Genomic DNA, 21,257 nt, shown 5'->3' with positions numbered 1-21,257 from the left:
AGTAATTAACCTTGTTTGGCTTTTTAGTCTTTTAAGGTTTTTATGTGTCTATTTATATTTAGTTCTTAAAGTTCAATACGAAACCTCTGTGCTGTGTTAGATTTATATGGAAATATTAATATTGAAAAAACAAAAAAACTCTTGGGAGAACATTAAAATAATTGAGGGGGAAAAATGGAATTAAATATAATAAGGGAGGCCTTTATATATGGCGGTATGTTTATTAATGACTAAAGAATTTGAAGATGAAGAGATAGTTGTTTATCAATACTCTCCTTCTGAATCACCCGATAAGGTAGGAAAAATGTATTATAATAAAAAAGAAAGAATGTTTTATGATTTAGAGCAAGCTCTAGTGAACTCAGAAGCAATGAGAAAACATTATTTTGATTGTGCATGTACTAGGATTGTACGATGTATTAAAAGGAAAGAAGACTTTCCTGATAGCATGGCATATGAAGCTTAATTATATGAACCAATATATAAGTCGACTCTAATGATTCAGCTTTTACTGAACTATATTATACTTATAACTCCCCTACCCTCTCTTCTAACATGCGCTACTCCCTCAACCCAATGACCTTATACTAGATGTTTTTGTTTATCCATTAAAAAATAAAGATAGAGGTGTTAGCATGGTTTTAGATTTACTTTCAAGTATAGAAAAAATAAAAAATAAAAGAGGAAAATCAATAATACAGTCTGCCAGTGATGAATCAATTCAAAACATTAAAAATTGGATATCCAGCAATGTAAAAAAGAATGTATGGGTAAATGAATATGAAAACTTTTTAAAGATTGCTAATGGATTAAATTTTAATGGTTTATTTATCTATAATACGAATCCTAATGATGATAATAATGGATTTATCGCAGCAAATGAAATATGGAGAGAAACTGAGTGGGACAATAACTATTTGTTTTTTGGGGATTCATGTATAGCTTGGTTTTGTTTTGATGTTGATAGTCATCTTTTTTTAGAATTAGATAAACCAAGTGGAGATATAATGGCGGAATATCATAGTTTTAATGAAATGATTGAACAAGCAATAAAGAATGTATTATAAATGCATAATTGAAACTTCTGAGTTAAGAGCATTAGTCTTAATATGGTAAGCGGACAATCATCTCTGCTTTCCCATCAGAATAAAATTTTTTTAGCATAAAGGAGTACAATAATAATGAAATATCAATATAGTTTTGAAGTGCTTGATGATGAAATATTAATCATGAGGGTACCAAAGGAAATTAAACTTGTTGGAACCTTTTTATATGTTGAAGTTTCTGCATTTGGAGATTGGATTTTAGAAGAGATACATAGTGTTTTAAACGGGGAAAAGGATTATGGAGAAGTAAATGGCAACATTTGTGGTTTAGAAATTCGAAAAGATACAACTACTGTCTTAGACAATTTAGCTGAAGATGGTAAAGGTGAATTTTGTGAGATAGAAACGGTTGAATTAGTACATTTGATTCATATTTGGCTAGAAAAACGAAAAGAATTTAAGAAAGAAAAAAAGAAAGGGTAAGTGAATATGAAACAATGCCCATGTTGTGACTTTTTTACGATAGAAGATGATTTTGATATTTGTGAAGTGTGTTATTGGGCATATGATCTAACAGCTCAAAATAATCCTGATATTGCGATAGGGCCCAATTCTGTTTCTTTAAACCAAGCAATAAGAAATTACAAAAAGTACGGAGCTTCAGAAAAAAAATTTATTAACAAAGTACGGAAACCTGATTCAGAAGAATTACCGGAAAATAATTAATTGCTATTTTGCTAGATTCTGAGGGCAAAGATAGAATGTTTGAAAAGAAGATATTGGGATAGAAACAACTAAAGGAATTATACATTATAGAAAAGATGGTACTCATATTATACCGGCAACTCCATAATAAAAAAGGTGTAATATAACATGAGATATGATTCTTTAATAGATGCATTAATCAATGTATCTAAAGAAAGAGAATTGATAATAGAATGGAATAGTCGATTTAAAATTACTGGTACACTAGATACAATCTTTGAAACAAGTAATGGGTTAGACGAGGATGACAGCAATTACATGGAATATGATGCAGCCGTAATTAAAGTGAATAATGCATTGGTCCCTCCTACTGATGACGAAGGTAGTATATATAATTGGTTAAAAAAAGAGGAAAGTTCGCTAATTGAAATTTCTCTTTATGATGATCCACCAAGTGCAATATTCTTAGCTAACAGAAAGAGAGTATGGGAAATGGAAAATCATAAATAATAGTCGCTATACGCTCAACCTTAAACCTTGATTATCTTTATATACTTTTAATATAACTATAATTGTTTATTTTACATTCTAGCAAGCTATTCACCATAAGCTTCTCATCAATTAGCCTCCTCTACCTCTGCAGCATTAACGACATCTTTATCTCCCTAAAATATGTTAAAATAAAGTGTAACTTCCATCAGTTCCGCCCCCCCATCTATTTCACATCACACTTCATATCCCGTAATATACGCCCACTGTACATCTGCTTTAAATTGTGTTTCTAGTACACTTGAAAATACGTAGTCATGAGGTGTATGTTATCAGAAAAAGGAAATTAAATTTAAAAATAAAGGTGAAAAAGAATGGAATATACTGAAATAGAGTCTATATTATCAACTATTCTAGAAAGAGAAACAGAAACATTGGATAAGCCAACCGATAAAGAATGGAAAAAATTAAGTGATCAGTTTAATTACTCATTTAATGACGAATTTAAGTATTTTACAGAATTAATGTCATTATGGGCATTTCCAGGTGATATTTATAATGTGTCAAAAGGTAAAACAAACGGAAATGATACAATAGAAGAAGTATATAATCACGAAATGAATAGTGGGAATTGGGATTCAAATATGATGCCATTCTATGGTATCGGAAATGGAGACTATTTTTGCTTACATATATTAGAATCAAAAGTTTATTATTACTATCATGATACAGAGAGTTTCAAAGAATATTGCGATACCTTTAAAACATGGATAGAAGATTTACCAAATTTTTTGGCGTAAAATATAGATGGCGTAGACAATGAAGAATCACTATTGTCCTTTAAAATAATCGAATTAAGCTTTTAACAATAAAATTCAAAGAAGTAAATGGATTAAGGTAATATCCTATATACAACGCTTGATGCTGAGGGTCGTGCAAAATAGAAAATTTATGCTTTTATAGAACTCATTGATGATACAAAATTGGAGGTACTAAAATGAAGACTAACAATGATAGTAAACTGCAACCACCAAGTGACGAATTGATTCAATCATTTGAAAAGTATTGTGAAATAAAATTACCAGATGATTTTATAGATTTTTTGAAGACATATAATGGTTCTATTCCTATTACTAACGTTTTTACACATGAAAACCACGAATTTTTAATTGAACGTTTTTTATGTTTGCTAAGTAATCCAGAGGAAGATACTGAAAATGGTTGGTATGATATAGAGGTCGTATTATCCCAAATTGATACTCGTTTAACTGATGACGAAGATGTAACAGGAGTACACATTATCCCATTTGCAGCTTTATTTGCAGGTGATTTTCTTTGCTTAGATTTTAGAGAAAAAGAAATACCATCTGTTGTGGTTTGGGATCATGAAGAATCAGAAGAGCTTAATCCTGTAACTAGTGAAGTTGCTGATAATTTTAGTAGTTTTTTAAGTATGTTAAAAGAGTAGCTTTTGAAAGGGTTGATTTTTAATGCATATACTAAAAAAATTAAATGAGATCTTCACATTAGAAACTCAGGAACTACCAGCAACTGAAGAAGCTATTCAAGAATTACAAGTTTTTTCATCAATAGATGTACCACTTGATTATTTAGAGGTAATTCAACATAGTACAAATGCAGAAATTAATGTAAATAACGAAATATATATACGGATTTTGGGTCCAACTGACTGTATAGAGATAAATGAAGCACATAATGTCCAAAATTATATACCGAATTCACTGGCAATTGGCGATGATGAGGGTGGAAAAGCATTATTATATGCAGATGGAAAAGAAGGATTTGGATTCTATATAGTGGATTTTGGAGATTTAGACATTGAGGAAGCGATTAAAATATCCCCTTCTTTAAAAGCACTGTTAGTAGATGGTATAGGAATAAGAGAACTATTGTCATAGTTGAAGTAGCACACACTTTATTTACCAAAACCTTAAAATCTAATGGCATACTTCTAATCGAATTTAGTTGTACCATTTAAAATAATAGCTAATATTCTCGCTTTAGAAAATATCCAGAATGAATTAATTAATATAAAAGTAAAAGACCACTTAAATCATACTATCTTGTCTTTATAGGAGAGACTAATATGGCCATCGTTAAATTAATAATAGTAACTGATAAAAATATTAATAAATATATCCCTTTGTTAAGAAAAGTCACTTCCCAGTCAATTAGTGAAATCAAAAAGAATATCGAAACACTAGAACCAGTAATGATAGAAGAAAGTTACGATACTGATGGTTTAACCTCCTTAGAACGTACTGCTGAAAAGTTAATAAACTTGGGAGCAGAATTAAGATTTTATCAAAACAATCATATAATTTCATTAGAAATGATTAAAAATTTGATTGAAAGAAATAAAGGCATAGAAAAAGATATAGAAGAATTAGATGAGTTGATGTTCGGTGATGAGTCTACTGAATAGATGCTGTGGTCCATTCAAATCTCTAAAAACTCTAAATGTAGCCAAGTATAAAATATAAATACAAATTAAAAAACCGACATAAAACCCTTCTTTTTAGGTGTGAGAGAGCATCCGGCCATGCATAGAAGCGGTCAGATCCTTTTCCTGCCCCAGACACAGTGAAAACAAAGAGAGAAAACGAGTGCAGGTCACCTTTTGTTATCCACAGCCGCGGCTTATATGTCGAAAAATCAAAATGGATTTATATATACGGCGATCTATACAATTCGGCTTTTTTATGAACCATACTAGCATATCCCCCCTCCCTATTAACCTGCGCCTCTCTTATCCCCTAGATAAAAGTAGAATAAAAATAGATAATAAGTATTTCATTAAAGCCGAACTACTAAAGGAGTATATAAAATACATGAGTAAGCAGGTGCCTATATGAAACTATACTTTAAAGATATTGCATTAGGTGAAATTTCGGAAGTGTACACAGACTACCCGTGGATGTACGAGAGTATCCACTTAAATGAGAATAGTAAGCCATTTTACGAATATTTTCGTGGGATGATTGATGAGGACAATGCATTTGATTTTGAAAGCGCAGATCCAGAATTTTTAGACGATAGGAATTGGTCTGTTTTCGATGAAGGTGAAGGGAAATACTTAGGAATCGATATACCAGCCGTTTATATTGAAGATACAACGGTCGCATGGCGTTGGAGATAAAAATATACTACCTACTAAAAACCACCTTAAAGACTTTTCTAATGTTTAGATCATCCTATTGATTTAATTTCCATTTTTGCATTTGATAGATTTAGAAATATTGTTGGAGGGATAAAATTTGGCTATCTATTCTGTCGTACTTAAATCTGATGTTAAAGGAAGTTTGTTGATGAAAATAAAAAAGTATACAAATTTATCATTAGCTGAAATTCAATCTAATATTAAACATAAGTCTCCAATACTGATCGTTAACCGCCGGAATAAAGAAGAAATGAAAAATATGAAAGAGTTAATTGAAGATTTATCTTCAAATAAATTGTTGTTTAAGATTTTCAAACAAACTTATGAAGATATTAGAGAAATAACTTTTACAAGATTTATGAATGGGATTGAATTATCACGTCAAATTGCAGCGGATATAGAACGATTTGATGCATTATTAGTGGAAGAAGATGATAATATCTAGGAGGCTTTATCCAATGATAGATTTATCTAACATTCCTGGTTTCATCAAAAATAAACCAGGAAATGATATTGAAATTCAAGAATTAGAAGAATTGATGAAAATAAAATTCCCCCATGTATATAAAGATTTATTAACATACACCAATGGCTTTTCAATCAATGGAGGGATAACAATTTATGGTACAGATGAAATTGTAGAACGAAATAAGACTTGGGAAGTAAATGAGTATGCGAATGGATATGTTGCGATTGGTGATGATGGTAATGGTAATGTTTTCTTAATGTTACAAAGTACGGATAGCACAGAATTTCTGCTTGTTGATTCTGGAGATATGAATCCAAATCATGCTACGATCATCACCTTAGATTTTAGTGAGTGGATAAATTTTGGGTGTTTCAATATAACAACTAATAGAATTCCTGACATTTGCAATATAGTGCTAGTAGAGTCACCAAATGGCGGGTTGAAAGACTTGGTAAAAATAAAAAGTGTATTAGGAATTGATATACCAGCAGCAGATTTATTAAAGGGTTCAAAAATCTTCCTTTTACAGTAGTAACGAATTTCCCGTATGGTAAGGCGAAAAAATTAATTCAAAAATTAGAAACGGTTCGTGTCGCGCTAAATATAATCCCCATTAATAGGTATTAATCCTTAGTTAAAAATAAAGCGGAGGTTGTAAAACGATGTTTGATTTTTTGAAAAAGTATGCTGTAGCAGACAGAATTGTCCGTTCTAACCAAACACCTATTTTCTATCCTATATATCAAGAAGAAATAGCTGAAGCAGAAAGCCTATTGCAAATGCAACTCCCAAAAGAATTGAGCTGCTTTTATCAAGAAATAGGGTGTGGGTTTTTGAAGTCTAGTAAAAGAACATTTTTCAACAGATTTATGGACCCGATCTCAGTTGCAGATTTCCGTATGAGACAAGATATTTATGAATATGACCCAGACTTAGATGGTGTAGACGATGAAGAATCATTCGTATTTTTTGAAGTAACGGAATTGAGTTTTTTAACAATTAAATTTAAAGAGGAAAATGCATTAGGTCAATGTCCTATATATTATGGTGAAACAAAGATAGCAGATTCTTTAGAAGAATTTTTAATCAAAATGAATGAGCAGCCTGACTACTATATAGAATAGATGAATCCCTTCCATTCCCTCTTACCCAAGAAGTAAGGAGTGTTTAAAACAATGGGCAGATATCCAACAATCGTAATAACAAAAGAGAATGAGGATAAAGAAAATGTAATTTACAGTTTCGGTCCAGATACTGAATCTTGTATGTTGGATCCAGATCTTTATAGTAGATGGAATTTTAAAGTTATAAAGAATGCAACTAACCCTGATGAAGCATTTGTTTTACTAGATGATATGCCTAAGAAACATATTCCCTTGTTATATAAATGTATTCACAAAATATATGTTCACGTAAGAGACAATGGTGGTATGGAAGATATGAATAATATAGATTTCCCGGAATACCTTGAGTTTATTGTGTAAACTTAATAAAGTGAAAATTTGATCAGTGGGGTGTTTTTTATGTGGAAAAATCTAATTTTAGAAATTGAAAAAAAAGAGAAAAGCTATAATGATAAACTGAATACACCAGCAACAGATACTGAAGTTCAGAAATTAAGAGAACGTGCTAAAGAGAGTTTTAATATTGACTTACCGAGTGAATATGAAGAGTTTCTTAAAACTGTAAATGGTTTAGATTTTAACGGGCTAGTGATTTATGGAGTTGACCCTTCTTTACTAGACATAGAAATGGACGAACTGATTTGTGGGCTTATAGACACGAATGAGATTTGGTATGAAAATGAGTGGCAAAAGATATATCTATTTCTTGGGGATTCAGATATAGCATGGTTTTGTAAAAACTTATCTGACGGTACATATGTGGAACTTGATAAACCATCTGGTACAGTAATGGAAATATATAATGATTTCAATACGATGATTGAGGCGGCATTACAAGATCATCTTCTTTAGTATGGTGCATTAAAATGAACATATTACATGGTTTAATGTAAGAAAAAAGAAAATTACAGATGAACAAATTCAGCAATTAGAACAGTATTTGGGTGTCAAATTCCCTAATGATTTTATTGAATGTGTGAAGAAATATGATGGAGGTTATCCTCATCCAAAAATATTTGATGTACAGGGACAAGATAAGAATGCATTCAGTTATCTATTAACTTTAGATTCAGAAAGTAAGTACTCCATTCTTCGGGCATATGAAGGCATAAAAGATCGATTAGTAGATAAGGTATATCCTTTTGGCAGAGATTCATTTGGAAACTTCTTATGCTTTGATTACCGAAATAATCCCGAAGCCCCAACCGTTGTATTTTGGGAACACGAAGAAGATATGGAAAAAGCAATTTATCCTGTTTGTTCATCATTTCAGGAATTACTTGATAGCTTACGCGATTTTGAAGACGAAGAATAAAGAAAAAAATAAAAGAAGAACGCCTTTTAGTGAGGATAAACGTTCTTCTGTTTTTGCTGTAAATTTACTTAATTTTCTTGCGGTGCTGGTAAATCTGCGTGACCATCTTCTCCTACAATACCAGTATGTCCATGTGTATATTCAGGAGAGCCACCATCCCCGATGTTAATATTAAAATAACCAGGTTTTGCAGGTGCAGGATAGTCTCCATGAGCAGACTGTAAAGTTTCTACAGAACTATTTAATCCAAAAGAAATAATACCAATCATAGCTAACCCTATCATAATGGAACAAAACTTTTTCATCACTTTAACGCTCCTTTTTCTGATAATTTTTGTTTAGCTTTATAAGCTGAATAGAAGTATTTTGCCGATTTTTCAAGGTTTACCATCTCATGAAATTTGACTGCCAATATTTCTTCATATTCTTGTACGTACCCTAATAACCTCTCTTGCTTAAAATAAGCAGTTCCTAAAATAATTAAAGTCTCTAATTCTGTTAAAGGAATGTTGTCATTCATTCCTCTTAAAATTGCAAAGTGATGCTTGTATTCTTCATTTTTTATTTTTTTACAAACATCTAAACCTTTTCTAATAAATTCATCTGCTATTTCTTTTTCTCCAAGTTTAAAATGTTCTCTTGCTTGTAAGAAAATAGCTTTAAAGTGGTTAGGGATTTTTTGATTAACTTCTGACAAATGGCGAATAGCCAAACTTGGAAGATTTTGGCTTGCATATAACCAACCTAAATTATTTCTAACTCTTAAGATTAAGGTTTCTTCATTTTGCTTCTGTAAAATATCTATTGCAGAAGTGAAATATTCTTCTGCTAATTCAAATTGTTGTAGCTGTACACAAGCTCCTCCTAAAATATTCTTACATAAAGCTACATTAATTTCACAACCAGTGTGCTTAGAAAATATCTCTTCTGCTTTAGATGCACATTTGATACCCATAAGCGAATGAAAAGTAATATTATAGAAAGATGCAATTCTATAATAAAATTCAGCTTGTTCTAGTTCATTAGAGATGGGTTTTAAAAGATTTTCTGCTTTCTCATAATGTTCTTTAGCTTCATTATGATTCGCAAGTAGAGTTGCATGAATAGCTTTGAAGAAATGGTAGTAGTAAGATAGAAAGTTATCGGTTGGTATATCAAAAGATTCAATTTTATTAAAACTCTCCTTTTTGATACTTAAACCATCTGTTAACACTTTATATCTAAAATCTAGTAAAGCGTAATATAACAATAATTTTTGATCTTCTTCGATCTTAGCAATCTTCCCAGCAATTTCCTCTTTAAATCGTGTCGCTTTTTCTACTTGTTGTTGTAACATCGAACGATACCAATTATCCAACGAATGTTGAATCTGCTCTTTCGTTACTACATGTGCGCTCATAAAGATTCCCCCTCCTTATTTTTCATCTGCAATACTCTGAATATTAATACACTTATACAAATTGTATATCAAATCCCTCTTTTAAGTTAATTGAAAAATAATTGTCGGAATATTCTTTTGTTTAGACACAATTAAAAACCACCTCATAAGAGATGGCTTTTATATTTCCCTTCACAAAAACTGCATCAACCCTCAGTTTTGAAAATAACAAAGGCAAGTGATCTCAGCTATACACTAAAACCACTTGCCTTATAAGAGTTTATTTAGTTATGAAACGTCGGTTTATAAAACGAACGATTATCAAGCGCAAAGACACGCTCTGTATATTCGCCTGGTTTCGTGCGTCCAAGCGCACGGTCCATCATGTTCATCTTCGCATCTAAGTTATCGATGTAATGTAGAATCTCTGCTTCTCTCACTAACGGTGGTTTCGGACTACCCCACTCTGCTTTTCCGTGATGAGAAAGCACGATATGCTGAAGAATTAATACTTCTTCTCCTTCAATTTGCAACTCATCTGCTGCTTTTCCAATTTCGTTCACCATAATGGAAATGTGGCCAAGCAAGTTTCCTTCTAGCGTATATGTTGTTGAAATTGGACCGGATAATTCAAAGACTTTACCAAGGTCATGTAAAATAACACCCGCATATAATAGATCTTTATCTAGAGACGGATATAATGTTGCGATTCCTTTTGCTAAATCAAGCATCGATACAACGTGGTACGCTAGTCCTGATACGAACTCATGGTGATTTTTCGTTGCTGCTGGATATTCTAAAAATTCATTTTGATGTTTATTCAATAAGTGTCTCGTTAAACGTTGAATGTTTGGATTTCTCATTTCAAATATGTACTGCGTAATCTTTTCGACCATATCTTCTTTTTTCACTGGCGCTTTTTCTACAAAGTCTGAGATATCTGTCACTTCATTTGCATTTGCAACGCGAATTTGCTTTACGCGCAATTGAATGCGTCCTTTATAATTTTGAACATCTCCAGCTACTTTCACGATTGTTTCAGCTACATATTGCTGCTCCACTTCAGGTGATACATCCCATAGCTTTGCTTCAATATCACCGCTTTGGTCTTGTAAAATAACTGTTAAAAACGGCTTCCCATTACTTGCGATTCCTTTTGTTGCTGTCTTAATTAACAAAAAGATATCGACTTGTTCACCAACTTCATATTCTGCAATTTTCTTTTTCATTCTGATTCCTCCACCAACTTAAGTACTTTTAGTATAGCATATTACATGGCATTTGCTTTACGTTCACGTGTTAATTTCATAATCTGTTTTTCCTTAAAGAAAGATAATAGATGAGCATGACATGTAAAGAAAATCACTTGCCTATCTTTCGCAATATCTTTCACAAGCTCTATCGTTCTTTCCGTCCGTAGTGCATCAAAATGCACAAAGCTATCATCGATAATAAATGGATACGAGTGTTCAAATGTTTGGGCTAGCGCAAAACGGAGTGACAAGTACAACTGTTCCGCTGTCGCTTGACTCAGTTCATGACTGTAAAAACGAGTGCCATCGCCGCGTTCCACTATAAATGGTTCCTCCTCTGACGGTGAAAAGATCTTTATATACTGGCCACCTGTTAAGTATACAAAATACTCCTCCGCCTTTTGCAAAATGCGTGGCAGCTGTACTTCATGATAATATTGTTTCGTTTTTGTTAACACTGTTTTCGCTGTCGCATACGCGGCCCACTTTTTCACTTGCTCACGTACATGTGACTTTTTCATTTCCCATTCATGCAGTAAATCACCGTACGTACTGCCTTCTTCTAAGTTAGCAATTTCAACGCGGTATTCCGCAATACGGTGCGTTATTTCCTTCTCCTGTAACATGAGCTTTTCAATAAGCAGCGCCTCTTGCCGAAGTTGTCCCTCATATCCTTGGACTTGATAATGCTCCCCCAGCGATAAACTTGTTAGGCGCTGCTCTAACATATCAATTTGCGGCAGTAATCGCTGCACTTGTCTCTCTGCGTCTTCCCTTTTTTCTGCTTGCTTACCTGCTTCAAAAAACATTTCTTCATCAGCAGATCCTGCCATATTCCATAGCTGATCTCTTTCTGCTACTAGTTGCTGCACTTGCTGCTGTAATAATCCGTGTTCTTCCTGCCAATCGGTCAGCTTTTGCAGAAGTTGCTGACGCGTTTGCTGTTTTTCTTTTTCCTTTTGGATACGGTCGCTTATCATATGAAGATTGCCGGAAGCTGTATCTTCCATAACGTCTTCTAGTTTATGTTCAAACTGCGAAATCATTTCTTGTAATAATTTTTTTCGCTCCGTTTGTTTCCCTAACTCACGGTATAACTGCTGCATTTTTTCAAGTCGTTCAAATGCTGGCAATAGATGTGCATGTGTGTAAAAGTGTGGAAACATATAACGTTCTTTATACACGCCGGCTTGCTCTTGCACATGAAACGTATCCCGTTCCCATTCTTCGTATGCAGAAACGACTTTATCATATGTCCGTTCCATTTGTTGTAACTTATAAGATTCTCGCTCAAATAACTTACGGATTTCTTCATCTTTTTCTAGTTGATGACGGATTGAAAGCGCCTCTTCATTTTGGCTTCCTCCCGTACTCCGCTGCAATTCAAGCAGTTCCTCTTGCAAGCCGCCAGAAGCGGTGTCTTTATATAAAATAAGGACAAGCACAATTGCTACAAAAAATAGGACACTTGTAAATAACAACGTGCGGTTATTAAGAAATAAGCTTGTCAGTAAAACACCTGTATTCACCAGCAATAAAAGAAAGCAGATCATCTGCCAACGTTGCTTTTTCTGCTGCACTTCTTTCATCCGATCTTCATATTTACGTTTCACACGTTCAGCACCGGCTCCTGCAAACATTGCTTCTTGAAACGATTTCTCTTTTTCTACATATGTCTGCCGCTCTTCATCAGACAACATTTGTTGACGAATTTGCTTCACGTTATCTTCTTGCTCTTCTAACTGCTCTTGTACAGCCTTAAAGCGTTCATCTAACTGTTGCTTTCGCCCATCTAGTTCCCTCGCCTTTTGCACCGTTTGTGTCACTAGTTCTTTTGTCGCAAGACTTGTATCAAACGAAAGGACTGATTCTCGCTCAAATGTCGTACCAATTTGCTGCTCAAGCTCTTCTATCTCATCTTTTATATGTCCAAGGCGCCCTGTGAGATCACGTATTTCTTGGCGTGCATTTTCGTATGACATATACTGCATGCGCAATTCTTCTACATAGCTTTCTTTTTGAAGAAGTTCTTCTTGTATTTGGATTGTATTTACTTCCGATTGCACCATTTCCATTCTTTTCGTCAATGCATCTACTTGCACTTGAAGTGGTTCAAGCTTTGCCTTTATCGTTTCATAACGCATCATGCCGCGAACAGGAAATGGCTGCGCCTGCTCTTCTAGCAATTTTTCATATGCACGCTGTTCAATAACAAGTGGCTGCAGTGCTGCTAACACTTCATAGTCTTGCTTTCGCTTCCCTGCCATCTCTTTTTCATTACGAATCGAAACGAGGCGCTGTTCACACTCTTTTTGCTGCTGCGTCAGCTTTTCATACGTATCAATTTTCCCTTGCCACTCTGTAAGCTTCTCCTGGATTTTCTTTACTTCTTGAAGCGACGCATTAATTTCTGGCTTACGACCATTCGGCTTAAAACGCTGCTCCATTTCTTTTTCTAACTTTTTATCTAGTTGCAGTAGCGCATCGCTTCCAACTGCACTTGCTGAAAATAAATAATTCCCGATTTCTGCTTCGCCTACATGATGAATATTTTGCAAACCGTGCATATCAAATGAAAAAACAGAATCAAACAGTCCTTCGTTCATTCCACTTAACAACCCATGCAACACTTCTTCGCCGCCTGTTTTTCCATCTTGAAAATAAACCGTCACTTCACCAGCAGCCGTTTTTGGAAGACGCTCGATTTTTAAACGCCCATGCTGCTCTGTTATCACGGTCATCGCACCGCCATACTTCCCGCCTTCTTTCGGCTCATAGCGCCGCTGTCCTCTTGTCGGAAAACCAAACAATATACTCTTCATAAACGAGCGAATCGTTGATTTTCCCGCTTCATTTTCTCCGTACAACACCGTCAGCAATGAAAGGTCGATTTCCACATTTTCTAATTTCCCATAACCGTAAATATGGAGTTTTTCAATCTTCATTTTTTGCCCCTTTCTTGCTCAAATAATTGCTCTAATATAATATTCTCTGCTTCTTTTTGAATCTCCGCTTTTTCCTCTTCTGAAAAAGATTCAATGACATTACGAGCAACAGGGGATGTCCAAATTGTTCGCAGCACCGCATCCATATTCGAAAAAGATTCTAGCTCTTGCAGCACACTGCCAACAAAATGATTTTCCTCTTTTAACCGTTCAATGTCAGCAAACGAAATCGTCTCATTTCTCCACTTGATTACGTATACGAAATCTCTTCGTTCTTCTCCCGCTGCTAAAATATGAAAAATCTCTTCTACTCGCTTCTCATCTCGTAAATAGGAAGAAAGTGGTCCTTGTCCTGTAAACACAACTGTCAGCAGCGTTCCTTCCTCTTCTTTGCGCCATTCATTGATTGCTTCCGTACAAGCCTCCATCAAATTGTCCACCGTTTGCAGTTCATCGATTACAATCTCGGTTTCTTCCCAAATTACATCCGCCGCACTGAAAAACGAACACGCCATTTCTTGCTCTGTTAACGTAACTACATACGCCCCTTTTTCTCCTGTTTCCTTCCGGTGACGCCCTTGTATATTACCTGGGTAAATCATATACGGTTCCTCGGATAAAATCTCTCGCTTATGTATATGGCCGAGGGCCCAGTAATCAAACTGCTTTTCTTTTAACTCCCGGAGTTGAAACGGTGCATAACGATTATGCTCCGCATCTCCTTCGACACTTCCGTGAAGCATGCCAATATGAAAAGGAGCATCACTCATTTTGTTATACTGATCCGTCATATTATCCGTTACAGCTTGCTGCAAGTAACTAAACCCATAAATGGACGCAAGCAGTTCACCATCTTTATAGAATGATTTCTCCTCTACGTACGGCTCTGTAAACACATGAACATTCTCTGGAAACTCAATTGCCGCCCAGCTTCCGCCTAAATGATCATGGTTTCCATGAATGATATAAACCGGAATCTCATACTGCGAAAGCCGCTTCATTTGCTCTCTCACAAATACTTGTGCCCGCAAGCTTCTCGTTTCGGCATCATATAAATCTCCTGCGAGTAACACAAAATCAACGCGTTCTTGAATCGCTTTATCTACAATACGCTCAAACGACTGAAACGTACTTTGCTTCATTCTTTCCCAAACTCTAGTTGGTACATTCATTTCCAACCCTTTAAATGGACTATCTAAATGCAAATCGGCTGCATGTATAAACTTTACTTGTTTCACAAATAAACAATCCTTTCTATATAAATACAAATTAAAAAACCGACATAAAACCCTTCTTTTTAGATGGGAGAAAGCATCAGCTCATACATAGAAGCGGTCAGATCCTTTTCCTGCCCCATGCGAAGTGAAAACAAAGAGAGAAAACGAGTACACGTCACCTTTTGTTATCCATAGCCGCGGCTTATATGTCGAAAAATCAAAATGGATATATATCCTTACTCTAATGCAAGCAAACTAGCTTACTCCCTATATAAGTTTCACTTTACCCCGCTATTCTCGGGCAGTAAAATCCCCATCCCAAGATGCAAAGCAGTGCAAAAGATAGCTGTGGGATAACTGCCCGTAAAAGCCCGATTGGTGAAGGCTAATCATCAGTGGGAATCCCCACTGACCAAAGTTTCATTTTATTTTAACACGTTATGTCACATATTTCTTTGCATATTCTATCGTTTTATGACAAAATAGTTATAACATTCTGATTTTTATTTGGAGGGGAATTTTCATGGGAGTATACACACTAACAGTCTTTGAAAAAGATGGTTCGAAAGCACTAGACGAATCATTCGAGGCCGCGACAGAAACAGAAGCAAAATCAAAAGGTGAAACCATTTTACGAGAAAAACAATTGTATGAGCATACGCACCGTTGCACATCTTCAGCAGGAAAGCTTGTTTTATTCCAGCGCTAAAAAAAGAAGCGTCATATCCGCTTCTTTTTCATTCGATATCTTCATCACACCACTTGAAAACCACATCTAGAACACGATTTCCAAACCGCACGCGCCTATTCCACTGTCCAGTTTGAATTTGGCGCTGCAATTCATCTTTCATCTTTTCCGTCCAATCGTGAATGGTTCCATTCCCGTCGTACGGATACACGCTCGGAAACTCTTCCTGCAGAAGACGCAAGCTTTCTGCATCCAAATGAAAATGGAAAAAGTAGTTGGCCGTAAGCGAGGGCTCTTGCAATTGTAAAAATGGATCGTCAATTTGCTTTTTATTTCGGTAGAAAGTAAATATATTCGCCTTTCCACTCGTAATTTGGTCAATTTGAATTTCGTGCTTCTCTATAATCACGTTTTTCCACCTCGTTATATACTATCTCTAGTATATATGTCTTTTACACCGAAGTTAACCATTTTCATATGGAAATTCATTTCCCGTACCTCCAGTACAATCAGAACACATAAAAAACTTGAAGGGGAGCGATTCTATGTATTTCGGAAGCAAGGGTTGGTACGTTAGTGAATTGAAAAAATTAGGTGTGCGTTATTATGAAGGTAAAAAGCTAGAATCCTACCGTACACATGTGTTAGCTAGTTTACTTGAGAGAGTTAAGAGAGCGTCAGCTTAATAACTGAAAAGGAGCAACGTTTATTGGACGTTGCTCCTTTTCCTTTGTATTTACTAGCGAAAGCGAAATGCACAGCATCATAAATCTCTAATGAGAGAAGCGTCACATCATCATCAAACGAAGAACCGTGAAGAGAAAATGATTTTTGGGGGGCAATTTAAACTCTTAGGTTGATGGGGGAACTATGGTGGAGATGAAGTAGCTGTTTGGGCTCCAGATGACTTTAATTAACTTCCGGTAACGGGCGTTATGTTAAGTAATAGCCCGATTAGCTGTTCTGTTAATACGTGCATTTCAAAATTTTTAATACGTAGAATAACGAAACAAGAGATATAGAATTAGTTTTAGGAGGAGAAATCGTGTTAAAAAAAACAGCTGTTTTACTATATCCGCAATTCAGTGAATATGAGTTAAGTGTGGCTTTGTCTATTTTAATGCAAGGGAAAAAACCTGTTATTACTGTGGGATTAGATCATCTCCCTATTAAAGGTGAGTCAGGATTATCTTGTGTAACTGACACTACTGTTGATGAACTTAACCTTGAAGAAGTAGATAGCCTATTATTAACTGGTTGTATGGATATTATGGGTTTAATTAACGAAGAAAAATTATTTAATTTTATTAAGCGAGTAGCTACTAAAGAACGTGTTGTTGCAAGCATATCAAGTTCCCCCCTCCTGTTAGCAAAAGCAGGGGTTTTAAAAGGTAAAAAATATACAGTTGGACTTACAGAAGAAAATATGAACAAGTTAGGTGTATTTGAAAAAGAGAATTTTTCGGAAGAATTAGTCGTGCAAGATGGTAACGTAATTACAGCACGAGGCAGAGGATTTATTAGATTTGGAAAATACTTAGGGAATGCATTAAAACTTGAATTTGATGAAGGATGGTATCAAGAATAAAGAAATATTCTTGTTCAACTAACGGTGCAAATGTTCAGTAAAGTACGGTTGTCTATTTACCTTCGATAATCTGGGTTATATAAATGAAAAGTCCCTTTCAGATCTTCTGAAGGGATTTTTATAGATTTCTAGATACATGGACTACTGATAAGTAGTGTTATGTTAACTTCACATAAGTAAGATATATACACAAGGATTCTTTTATAATTACCAGAATGTAATAACATATGATTTACTTCAAAATAAGGTAAAGGAATGGTAAATATGAAAACTATTGGTCTACTTGGTGGAATGAGCTGGGAGTCATCAGTTATTTATTATAAGTTAATTAATGAATTGATTAAGGAAAAATTAGGTGGTCATAATTCAGCACAAAGTCTTATGTATTCAGTAAATTTTCAAGAAATAAAAACACTTCAACATGAAGGAGAATGGGAAAAAGCTACTCAAATTATGATTGAGGCTAGTAAGAAGATTGAATGTGGTGGTGCAGATTTTCTTATAATTTGCACCAATACGATGCATAAAATGGCTGATGAAGTAGAATTAGCTTTATCTATACCATTACTTCATATTGCAGATGCAACTGCAATTAAAATTATGGAGAAAGGGATTAAGAAAGTAGGTCTTTTGGCTACAGAGTTTACGATGGAAGAAGATTTTTATAAAGGACGATTAAAAAATAAATATGGTTTAAATGTTCTTGTTCCTAATGAAGAAGACAGAAAAATTGTTCATAATATCATTTATCAAGAATTGTGTCTTGGAAAAATATTTTCTCAATCAAAAGAAAAATACATAAAAATTATAGATAATCTTATTAAGGATGGAGCGGAAGCTATTATTCTTGGATGTACAGAGATTACCCTTTTAGTTTCACAAGAAGATTGCAAAGTACCAGTATTTGATACTACCCGTATTCATGCTCAATGTGCTGTTGAATATGCTTTGAATAAAGAAAATGTGGAGAGTTTTAAGAGCTAAGTTCTTGTGATGTATGTTATTGAGTTTAACTTTCCCTAACGAGAATTATGTAAAAAAAGCTAGCATGGATCTAGCTTTTTTTGTTTATAGGTATCCTAAATTCTTTATTTATAGTGTTTTGAATGTATACTTTTCTCGTTAATTTTGAAGATATCAGGGAAATTAGGATGAAGCCAATGTTTATGGGTATTTGAATGTAAACTAATATAGTAAAGGTTACATTCGGTATTATAGGCAAAACAAAAAAGAACTTGTAAGAAAAATACAAGTTCTTTTGAAATAATGTAAACTATAGGGCAAAACAAACTAATTTAATACAAACACTAGGGATCACTATCTTGAACTACTAGAACACTTTTATTCTATAACAAATATTAGTGTATTGAAAGTTAATATTTTGAATATTATGTGAATTATAAAGTGAAAAAGCATCCTAATATTTTGGAAAGCATTGAAATTGTAGATTTAAAATACTTTCCGCCAATAGCCAATAAAGTTAACCTGTATGGTGACCCCAACAAGGCAAAAACGTACATTTTTAGGACATAGTTTTTGAGATAAGTTTTAGGAAAGTTTCCCAACAAAAAATTGGCGAAAATTGCTTGATATTCGATTGACCCAAAATAATCGTTTTTGAGAACTTTAATTCACATAGTTGTAGTTTTGAAAAAAGTTTAATCAAAAATATCAATTGAACGTGCATTTTGAGCCAAATAAAAATAATCTATTTTGAAAAAAAGATTAATCAAGATGGATTATTATCCAGCAGATTTAAGTTTCAGTTTTATAAAAAAGTTTGATCATTCTCTACCTGTGTGGCTCCACAATTGCGCTCTTTTCTTAAGTAAACAAGAAGTCGGAGAACGATAAAAAACTCGTAATTGAGTGTTATCTTAATACAAAGGTCTTCTTCTTATCCATTGCGTCGCAACCCATTTTTCACCTTTGATAACAGGTTCACTGCCATGTAAAGTGAGCTTGTTTAATGATGCATCCTGATAAAAATATTCGAAATATACCGCCATTCCTTTTTTCGGAGATACAGAAAGGTTGAGTTTTGGAAAGAAAGTCTCTCCGCCTTCTTCTACATGATTTAGGTACATGACAAGGGTACTAATACGATTGTTATTTGCTGCCGCACTGTTTTCTGCAAAAAAATCATAATGCGCTTTATATTCTTGGCCAACTGTATACTTTAAAATACGTAACCCTTCTCCATGTGGGGCAGGAACATTCATGATTGAAGCGATTCGTCTTTCGATTCTAGTAACGGCCTCACTTTCTTCTAAAAACGTACCACTACTCGTCCGAATGTTATTTATTTTGCGCGAAACACCAATTTTAGAACGTTTCATTTTATTTTTAGACATTTCAATTAACGTTTCACACTCTTCATCACTTAATACATTTGCTAACACGACAATAAGAGGTTCTTCTAATCTTGAAATAATTTGGATTTCTCTATCATCTGTTACAATTGTGTTTCCAATGTGGTTAAAAATCGTTAGTTCCTTATTTTCAACTGTTTAATTTTCCAGTTCTGGTGCAAATATATGAAAAAGAACACGGATAATAGTAGATTTCTAACGGAATCGCAATTTTTTCGTAAATTAAAAAGTTATTTTAGCGTCTTTTTTACAAACAAAATAAAAATTAACAGACTAACAAACCCAGATACAGCACAAACAATAAATAGCATTTGATATCCCATGAGCTGTGAAACAACTCCTAGAAGAATAGCACCTAAACCAATTCCTAAATCAAAAGCAGTAAAAAATGTAGCATTCGCTACTCCTCTTTTCTCTGGTGGAGCTAATCGTAGAATTGCTACTTGAAGAGCAGGTTGTGCTGATCCAAATCCAATTCCGTACAAGATAGCTGTAATAACTAGTCCAACAAGCCCTTTTGTCATTGTTAGGACTAATAGTGCGACTATCAGTGTAAAAAGTGCAGGGACAATAATGAATCCTTCCCCATGTTTATCAGATATCTTCCCTGCAAGCGGTCTAATTACTGTAAGTGTGATAGCATAAACTAAGAAAAAAGTACCAACATTAACTTGGATTTTTGCTGCAAACAGTGGTAAAAATGTTGTAATGCCACCAAAAGTAATGGATAGGAAAAATGTAACAATAGCTATTGGTAAGACTGTTTTTTCAAAAAATGATATTGGTTTTTTTGATGTATTTTGAACTGCTGGTATTTTTATACCAAGTGCAAATATTAATGCAATAATTGCTAATGCTGTGCATAGAAGAAATAGATAATGAAATGAAAATGATTTTGCTACCCAAAGACCTAATATTGGTCCTAAAGCCATACCTAAAGTCATTGCAAGTCCATACCATCCCATTCCTTCTCCACGACGAGATTGTGGAATAATATCAGTCACAGCCGTTCCTGTCGAAGTTGTAGCAACTGCCCAGCTGATTCCATGGAGGATACGTAATATCACTAAAAATATAACTCCTGTTACCCAATCATAAAAATACATTGTAATTGCAAAAAATAGTAGTCCGCTTATTATAAATACCCGTCGACCATACCGATCCATTAATCCTCCAATAATAGGACGAAAAATTACTGCGGATATTGTAAACACTCCAATAATAAATCCAACTTGAGATTCACTTCCACCTAATTGCTTAATAAACATAGGTAGTGTTGGCATTAGTAAATAAAAACCACTAAATAGTAATAACGCTGTAATGGTCAGCATTATATAGTTTTTTGTCCATAAACGTTCCATTGTAATGTAATCCTTCTTTCTATCGATTTAATAAGTTGAGAATGGAAAGCTCGCATCAATTGGCTCCTTACTGCCCCAAAGTAGCGAGATAAGCGAATAAAAAAGCAGTACCACCGCTATAAAAGT

General features: G+C 34.3%; 28 protein-coding genes and 1 pseudogene. 21 read left to right on the top strand and 8 right to left on the bottom strand.

Annotation, left to right across the window (positions count from 1 at the left end):
* The first annotated feature begins 208 nt into the window (after positions 1–208).
* The 17 genes and pseudogenes from QRE67_RS05315 to QRE67_RS05240 all read left to right on the top strand — a co-directional run bounded on the left by QRE67_RS05315 (position 209) and on the right by QRE67_RS05240 (position 8,329).
* Positions 209–466 (top strand): hypothetical protein, encoded by a 258-nt coding sequence (locus QRE67_RS05315; protein ID WP_286123856.1) that lies wholly within the window; start codon positions 209–211, stop codon positions 464–466.
* A gap of 169 nt (positions 467–635) precedes the next feature.
* Complete coding sequence (locus QRE67_RS05310; RefSeq protein WP_286123855.1) at positions 636–1,067, top strand: YrhA family protein; 432 nt, start codon at positions 636–638, stop codon at positions 1,065–1,067.
* Positions 1,068–1,181: 114 nt separating this feature from the next.
* Positions 1,182–1,529: a hypothetical protein gene (locus QRE67_RS05305; protein WP_286123854.1), complete on the top strand. Its 348-nt coding sequence runs from the start codon at positions 1,182–1,184 to the stop codon at positions 1,527–1,529.
* 6 nt (positions 1,530–1,535) lie between these two features.
* Positions 1,536–1,772 (top strand): CPCC family cysteine-rich protein, encoded by a 237-nt coding sequence (locus tag QRE67_RS05300; RefSeq protein ID WP_286123853.1) that lies wholly within the window; start codon positions 1,536–1,538, stop codon positions 1,770–1,772.
* Positions 1,773–1,824: 52 nt separating this feature from the next.
* Positions 1,825–1,899, top strand: coding sequence for a polymorphic toxin type 50 domain-containing protein (locus QRE67_RS28590; RefSeq protein ID WP_353507068.1), 75 nt, complete (start codon positions 1,825–1,827; stop codon positions 1,897–1,899).
* Between the two features lie 20 nt (positions 1,900–1,919).
* A complete protein-coding gene (locus tag QRE67_RS05295; RefSeq protein ID WP_286123852.1) occupies positions 1,920–2,261 on the top strand; it encodes a YxxD family cognate immunity protein YxxD in 342 nt (113 codons plus the stop codon).
* 353 nt (positions 2,262–2,614) lie between these two features.
* Positions 2,615–3,040: an SMI1/KNR4 family protein gene (locus tag QRE67_RS05290; protein ID WP_286123851.1), complete on the top strand. Its 426-nt coding sequence runs from the start codon at positions 2,615–2,617 to the stop codon at positions 3,038–3,040.
* A 197-nt stretch (positions 3,041–3,237) separates the two neighbouring features.
* Entirely contained in the window at positions 3,238–3,708 is a 471-nt protein-coding gene (locus tag QRE67_RS05285; protein ID WP_286123850.1) for an SMI1/KNR4 family protein, read from the top strand.
* 22 nt (positions 3,709–3,730) lie between these two features.
* Complete coding sequence (locus QRE67_RS05280) at positions 3,731–4,159, top strand: SMI1/KNR4 family protein (RefSeq protein ID WP_286123849.1); 429 nt, start codon at positions 3,731–3,733, stop codon at positions 4,157–4,159.
* A gap of 188 nt (positions 4,160–4,347) precedes the next feature.
* Complete coding sequence (locus tag QRE67_RS05275) at positions 4,348–4,686, top strand: hypothetical protein (RefSeq protein ID WP_286123848.1); 339 nt, start codon at positions 4,348–4,350, stop codon at positions 4,684–4,686.
* Between the two features lie 426 nt (positions 4,687–5,112).
* Entirely contained in the window at positions 5,113–5,400 is a 288-nt protein-coding gene (locus QRE67_RS05270) for a hypothetical protein (RefSeq protein WP_286123847.1), read from the top strand.
* A gap of 118 nt (positions 5,401–5,518) precedes the next feature.
* Positions 5,519–5,866: a hypothetical protein gene (locus tag QRE67_RS05265; RefSeq protein ID WP_286123846.1), complete on the top strand. Its 348-nt coding sequence runs from the start codon at positions 5,519–5,521 to the stop codon at positions 5,864–5,866.
* A gap of 13 nt (positions 5,867–5,879) precedes the next feature.
* A pseudogene (locus tag QRE67_RS05260) lies at positions 5,880–6,517 on the top strand (SMI1/KNR4 family protein).
* Between the two features lie 35 nt (positions 6,518–6,552).
* A complete protein-coding gene (locus tag QRE67_RS05255) occupies positions 6,553–7,014 on the top strand; it encodes an SMI1/KNR4 family protein (protein WP_286123845.1) in 462 nt (153 codons plus the stop codon).
* 51 nt (positions 7,015–7,065) lie between these two features.
* Positions 7,066–7,374 carry a hypothetical protein gene (locus QRE67_RS05250; RefSeq protein ID WP_286123844.1) on the top strand — a complete coding sequence of 103 codons (309 nt, stop codon included), beginning with the start codon at positions 7,066–7,068 and terminating at the stop codon, positions 7,372–7,374.
* A 39-nt stretch (positions 7,375–7,413) separates the two neighbouring features.
* Positions 7,414–7,866: a YrhA family protein gene (locus QRE67_RS05245; RefSeq protein ID WP_286123843.1), complete on the top strand. Its 453-nt coding sequence runs from the start codon at positions 7,414–7,416 to the stop codon at positions 7,864–7,866.
* Positions 7,867–7,888: 22 nt separating this feature from the next.
* On the top strand, positions 7,889–8,329 hold the full coding sequence (locus QRE67_RS05240; RefSeq protein ID WP_286125195.1) for an SMI1/KNR4 family protein: 441 nt from the start codon (positions 7,889–7,891) through the stop codon (positions 8,327–8,329).
* Between the two features lie 68 nt (positions 8,330–8,397).
* Here QRE67_RS05240 and QRE67_RS05235 read toward each other — a convergent pair whose 3' ends face one another.
* The 5 genes from QRE67_RS05235 to QRE67_RS05215 all read right to left on the bottom strand — a co-directional run bounded on the left by QRE67_RS05235 (position 8,398) and on the right by QRE67_RS05215 (position 15,143).
* Positions 8,398–8,634, bottom strand: coding sequence for a Phr family secreted Rap phosphatase inhibitor (locus tag QRE67_RS05235; RefSeq protein ID WP_286123842.1), 237 nt, complete (start codon positions 8,632–8,634; stop codon positions 8,398–8,400).
* Positions 8,634–9,728: a Rap family tetratricopeptide repeat protein gene (locus QRE67_RS05230; protein WP_286123841.1), complete on the bottom strand. Its 1,095-nt coding sequence runs from the start codon at positions 9,726–9,728 to the stop codon at positions 8,634–8,636. The genes QRE67_RS05235 and QRE67_RS05230 overlap by 1 nt, the downstream gene beginning before the upstream one ends.
* Positions 9,729–9,991: 263 nt before the next feature.
* On the bottom strand, positions 9,992–10,936 hold the full coding sequence (gene yhaM / locus QRE67_RS05225; RefSeq protein ID WP_286123840.1) for a 3'-5' exoribonuclease YhaM: 945 nt from the start codon (positions 10,934–10,936) through the stop codon (positions 9,992–9,994).
* 41 nt (positions 10,937–10,977) lie between these two features.
* A complete protein-coding gene (locus tag QRE67_RS05220) occupies positions 10,978–13,905 on the bottom strand; it encodes an ATP-binding protein (RefSeq protein ID WP_286123839.1) in 2,928 nt (975 codons plus the stop codon).
* Entirely contained in the window at positions 13,902–15,143 is a 1,242-nt protein-coding gene (locus tag QRE67_RS05215) for a metallophosphoesterase family protein (protein ID WP_286123838.1), read from the bottom strand. Before QRE67_RS05215 ends, QRE67_RS05220 begins: the two co-directional genes overlap by 4 nt.
* Before the next feature lie 502 nt (positions 15,144–15,645).
* Between QRE67_RS05215 and QRE67_RS05210 the strand changes: the two genes are divergently transcribed.
* Positions 15,646–15,831, top strand: a complete 186-nt coding sequence (locus QRE67_RS05210; RefSeq protein WP_286123837.1) for a YhzD family protein — start codon at positions 15,646–15,648, stop codon at positions 15,829–15,831.
* Positions 15,832–15,859: 28 nt separating this feature from the next.
* Here the strand turns inward: QRE67_RS05210 and QRE67_RS05205 are convergent, their stop codons facing one another.
* A complete protein-coding gene (locus tag QRE67_RS05205; protein WP_286123836.1) occupies positions 15,860–16,219 on the bottom strand; it encodes a hypothetical protein in 360 nt (119 codons plus the stop codon).
* A 136-nt stretch (positions 16,220–16,355) separates the two neighbouring features.
* Here QRE67_RS05205 and QRE67_RS05200 point away from each other — a divergent pair, with 136 nt between their 5' ends.
* From QRE67_RS05200 to QRE67_RS05190, 3 genes are all read left to right on the top strand, one after another.
* Complete coding sequence (locus QRE67_RS05200; protein WP_286123835.1) at positions 16,356–16,496, top strand: YflJ family protein; 141 nt, start codon at positions 16,356–16,358, stop codon at positions 16,494–16,496.
* 359 nt (positions 16,497–16,855) lie between these two features.
* Entirely contained in the window at positions 16,856–17,398 is a 543-nt protein-coding gene (locus QRE67_RS05195; RefSeq protein ID WP_286123834.1) for a DJ-1/PfpI family protein, read from the top strand.
* 264 nt (positions 17,399–17,662) lie between these two features.
* The gene (locus QRE67_RS05190) at positions 17,663–18,382 is read left to right on the top strand and encodes an aspartate/glutamate racemase family protein (RefSeq protein WP_286123833.1); all 720 of its coding nucleotides are present in this window, start codon (positions 17,663–17,665) and stop codon (positions 18,380–18,382) included.
* 893 nt (positions 18,383–19,275) lie between these two features.
* Here QRE67_RS05190 and QRE67_RS05185 read toward each other — a convergent pair.
* Together QRE67_RS05185 and QRE67_RS05180 are read right to left on the bottom strand one after the other, a co-directional pair.
* Positions 19,276–19,884 (bottom strand): 2OG-Fe(II) oxygenase, encoded by a 609-nt coding sequence (locus QRE67_RS05185; RefSeq protein ID WP_286125194.1) that lies wholly within the window; start codon positions 19,882–19,884, stop codon positions 19,276–19,278.
* 116 nt (positions 19,885–20,000) lie between these two features.
* Entirely contained in the window at positions 20,001–21,131 is a 1,131-nt protein-coding gene (locus tag QRE67_RS05180) for an MFS transporter (protein ID WP_286123832.1), read from the bottom strand.
* Between the last annotated feature and the right edge of the window lie 126 nt (positions 21,132–21,257).

Origin of the sequence: Bacillus sp. DX3.1 (genome assembly GCF_030292155.1) — a bacterium.
Lineage (GTDB): Bacteria > Bacillota > Bacilli > Bacillales > Bacillaceae_G > Bacillus_A.
The sequence above is the reverse complement of the archived record's forward strand: the minus strand, read 5'-3'. Positions and strand labels throughout refer to the sequence as shown.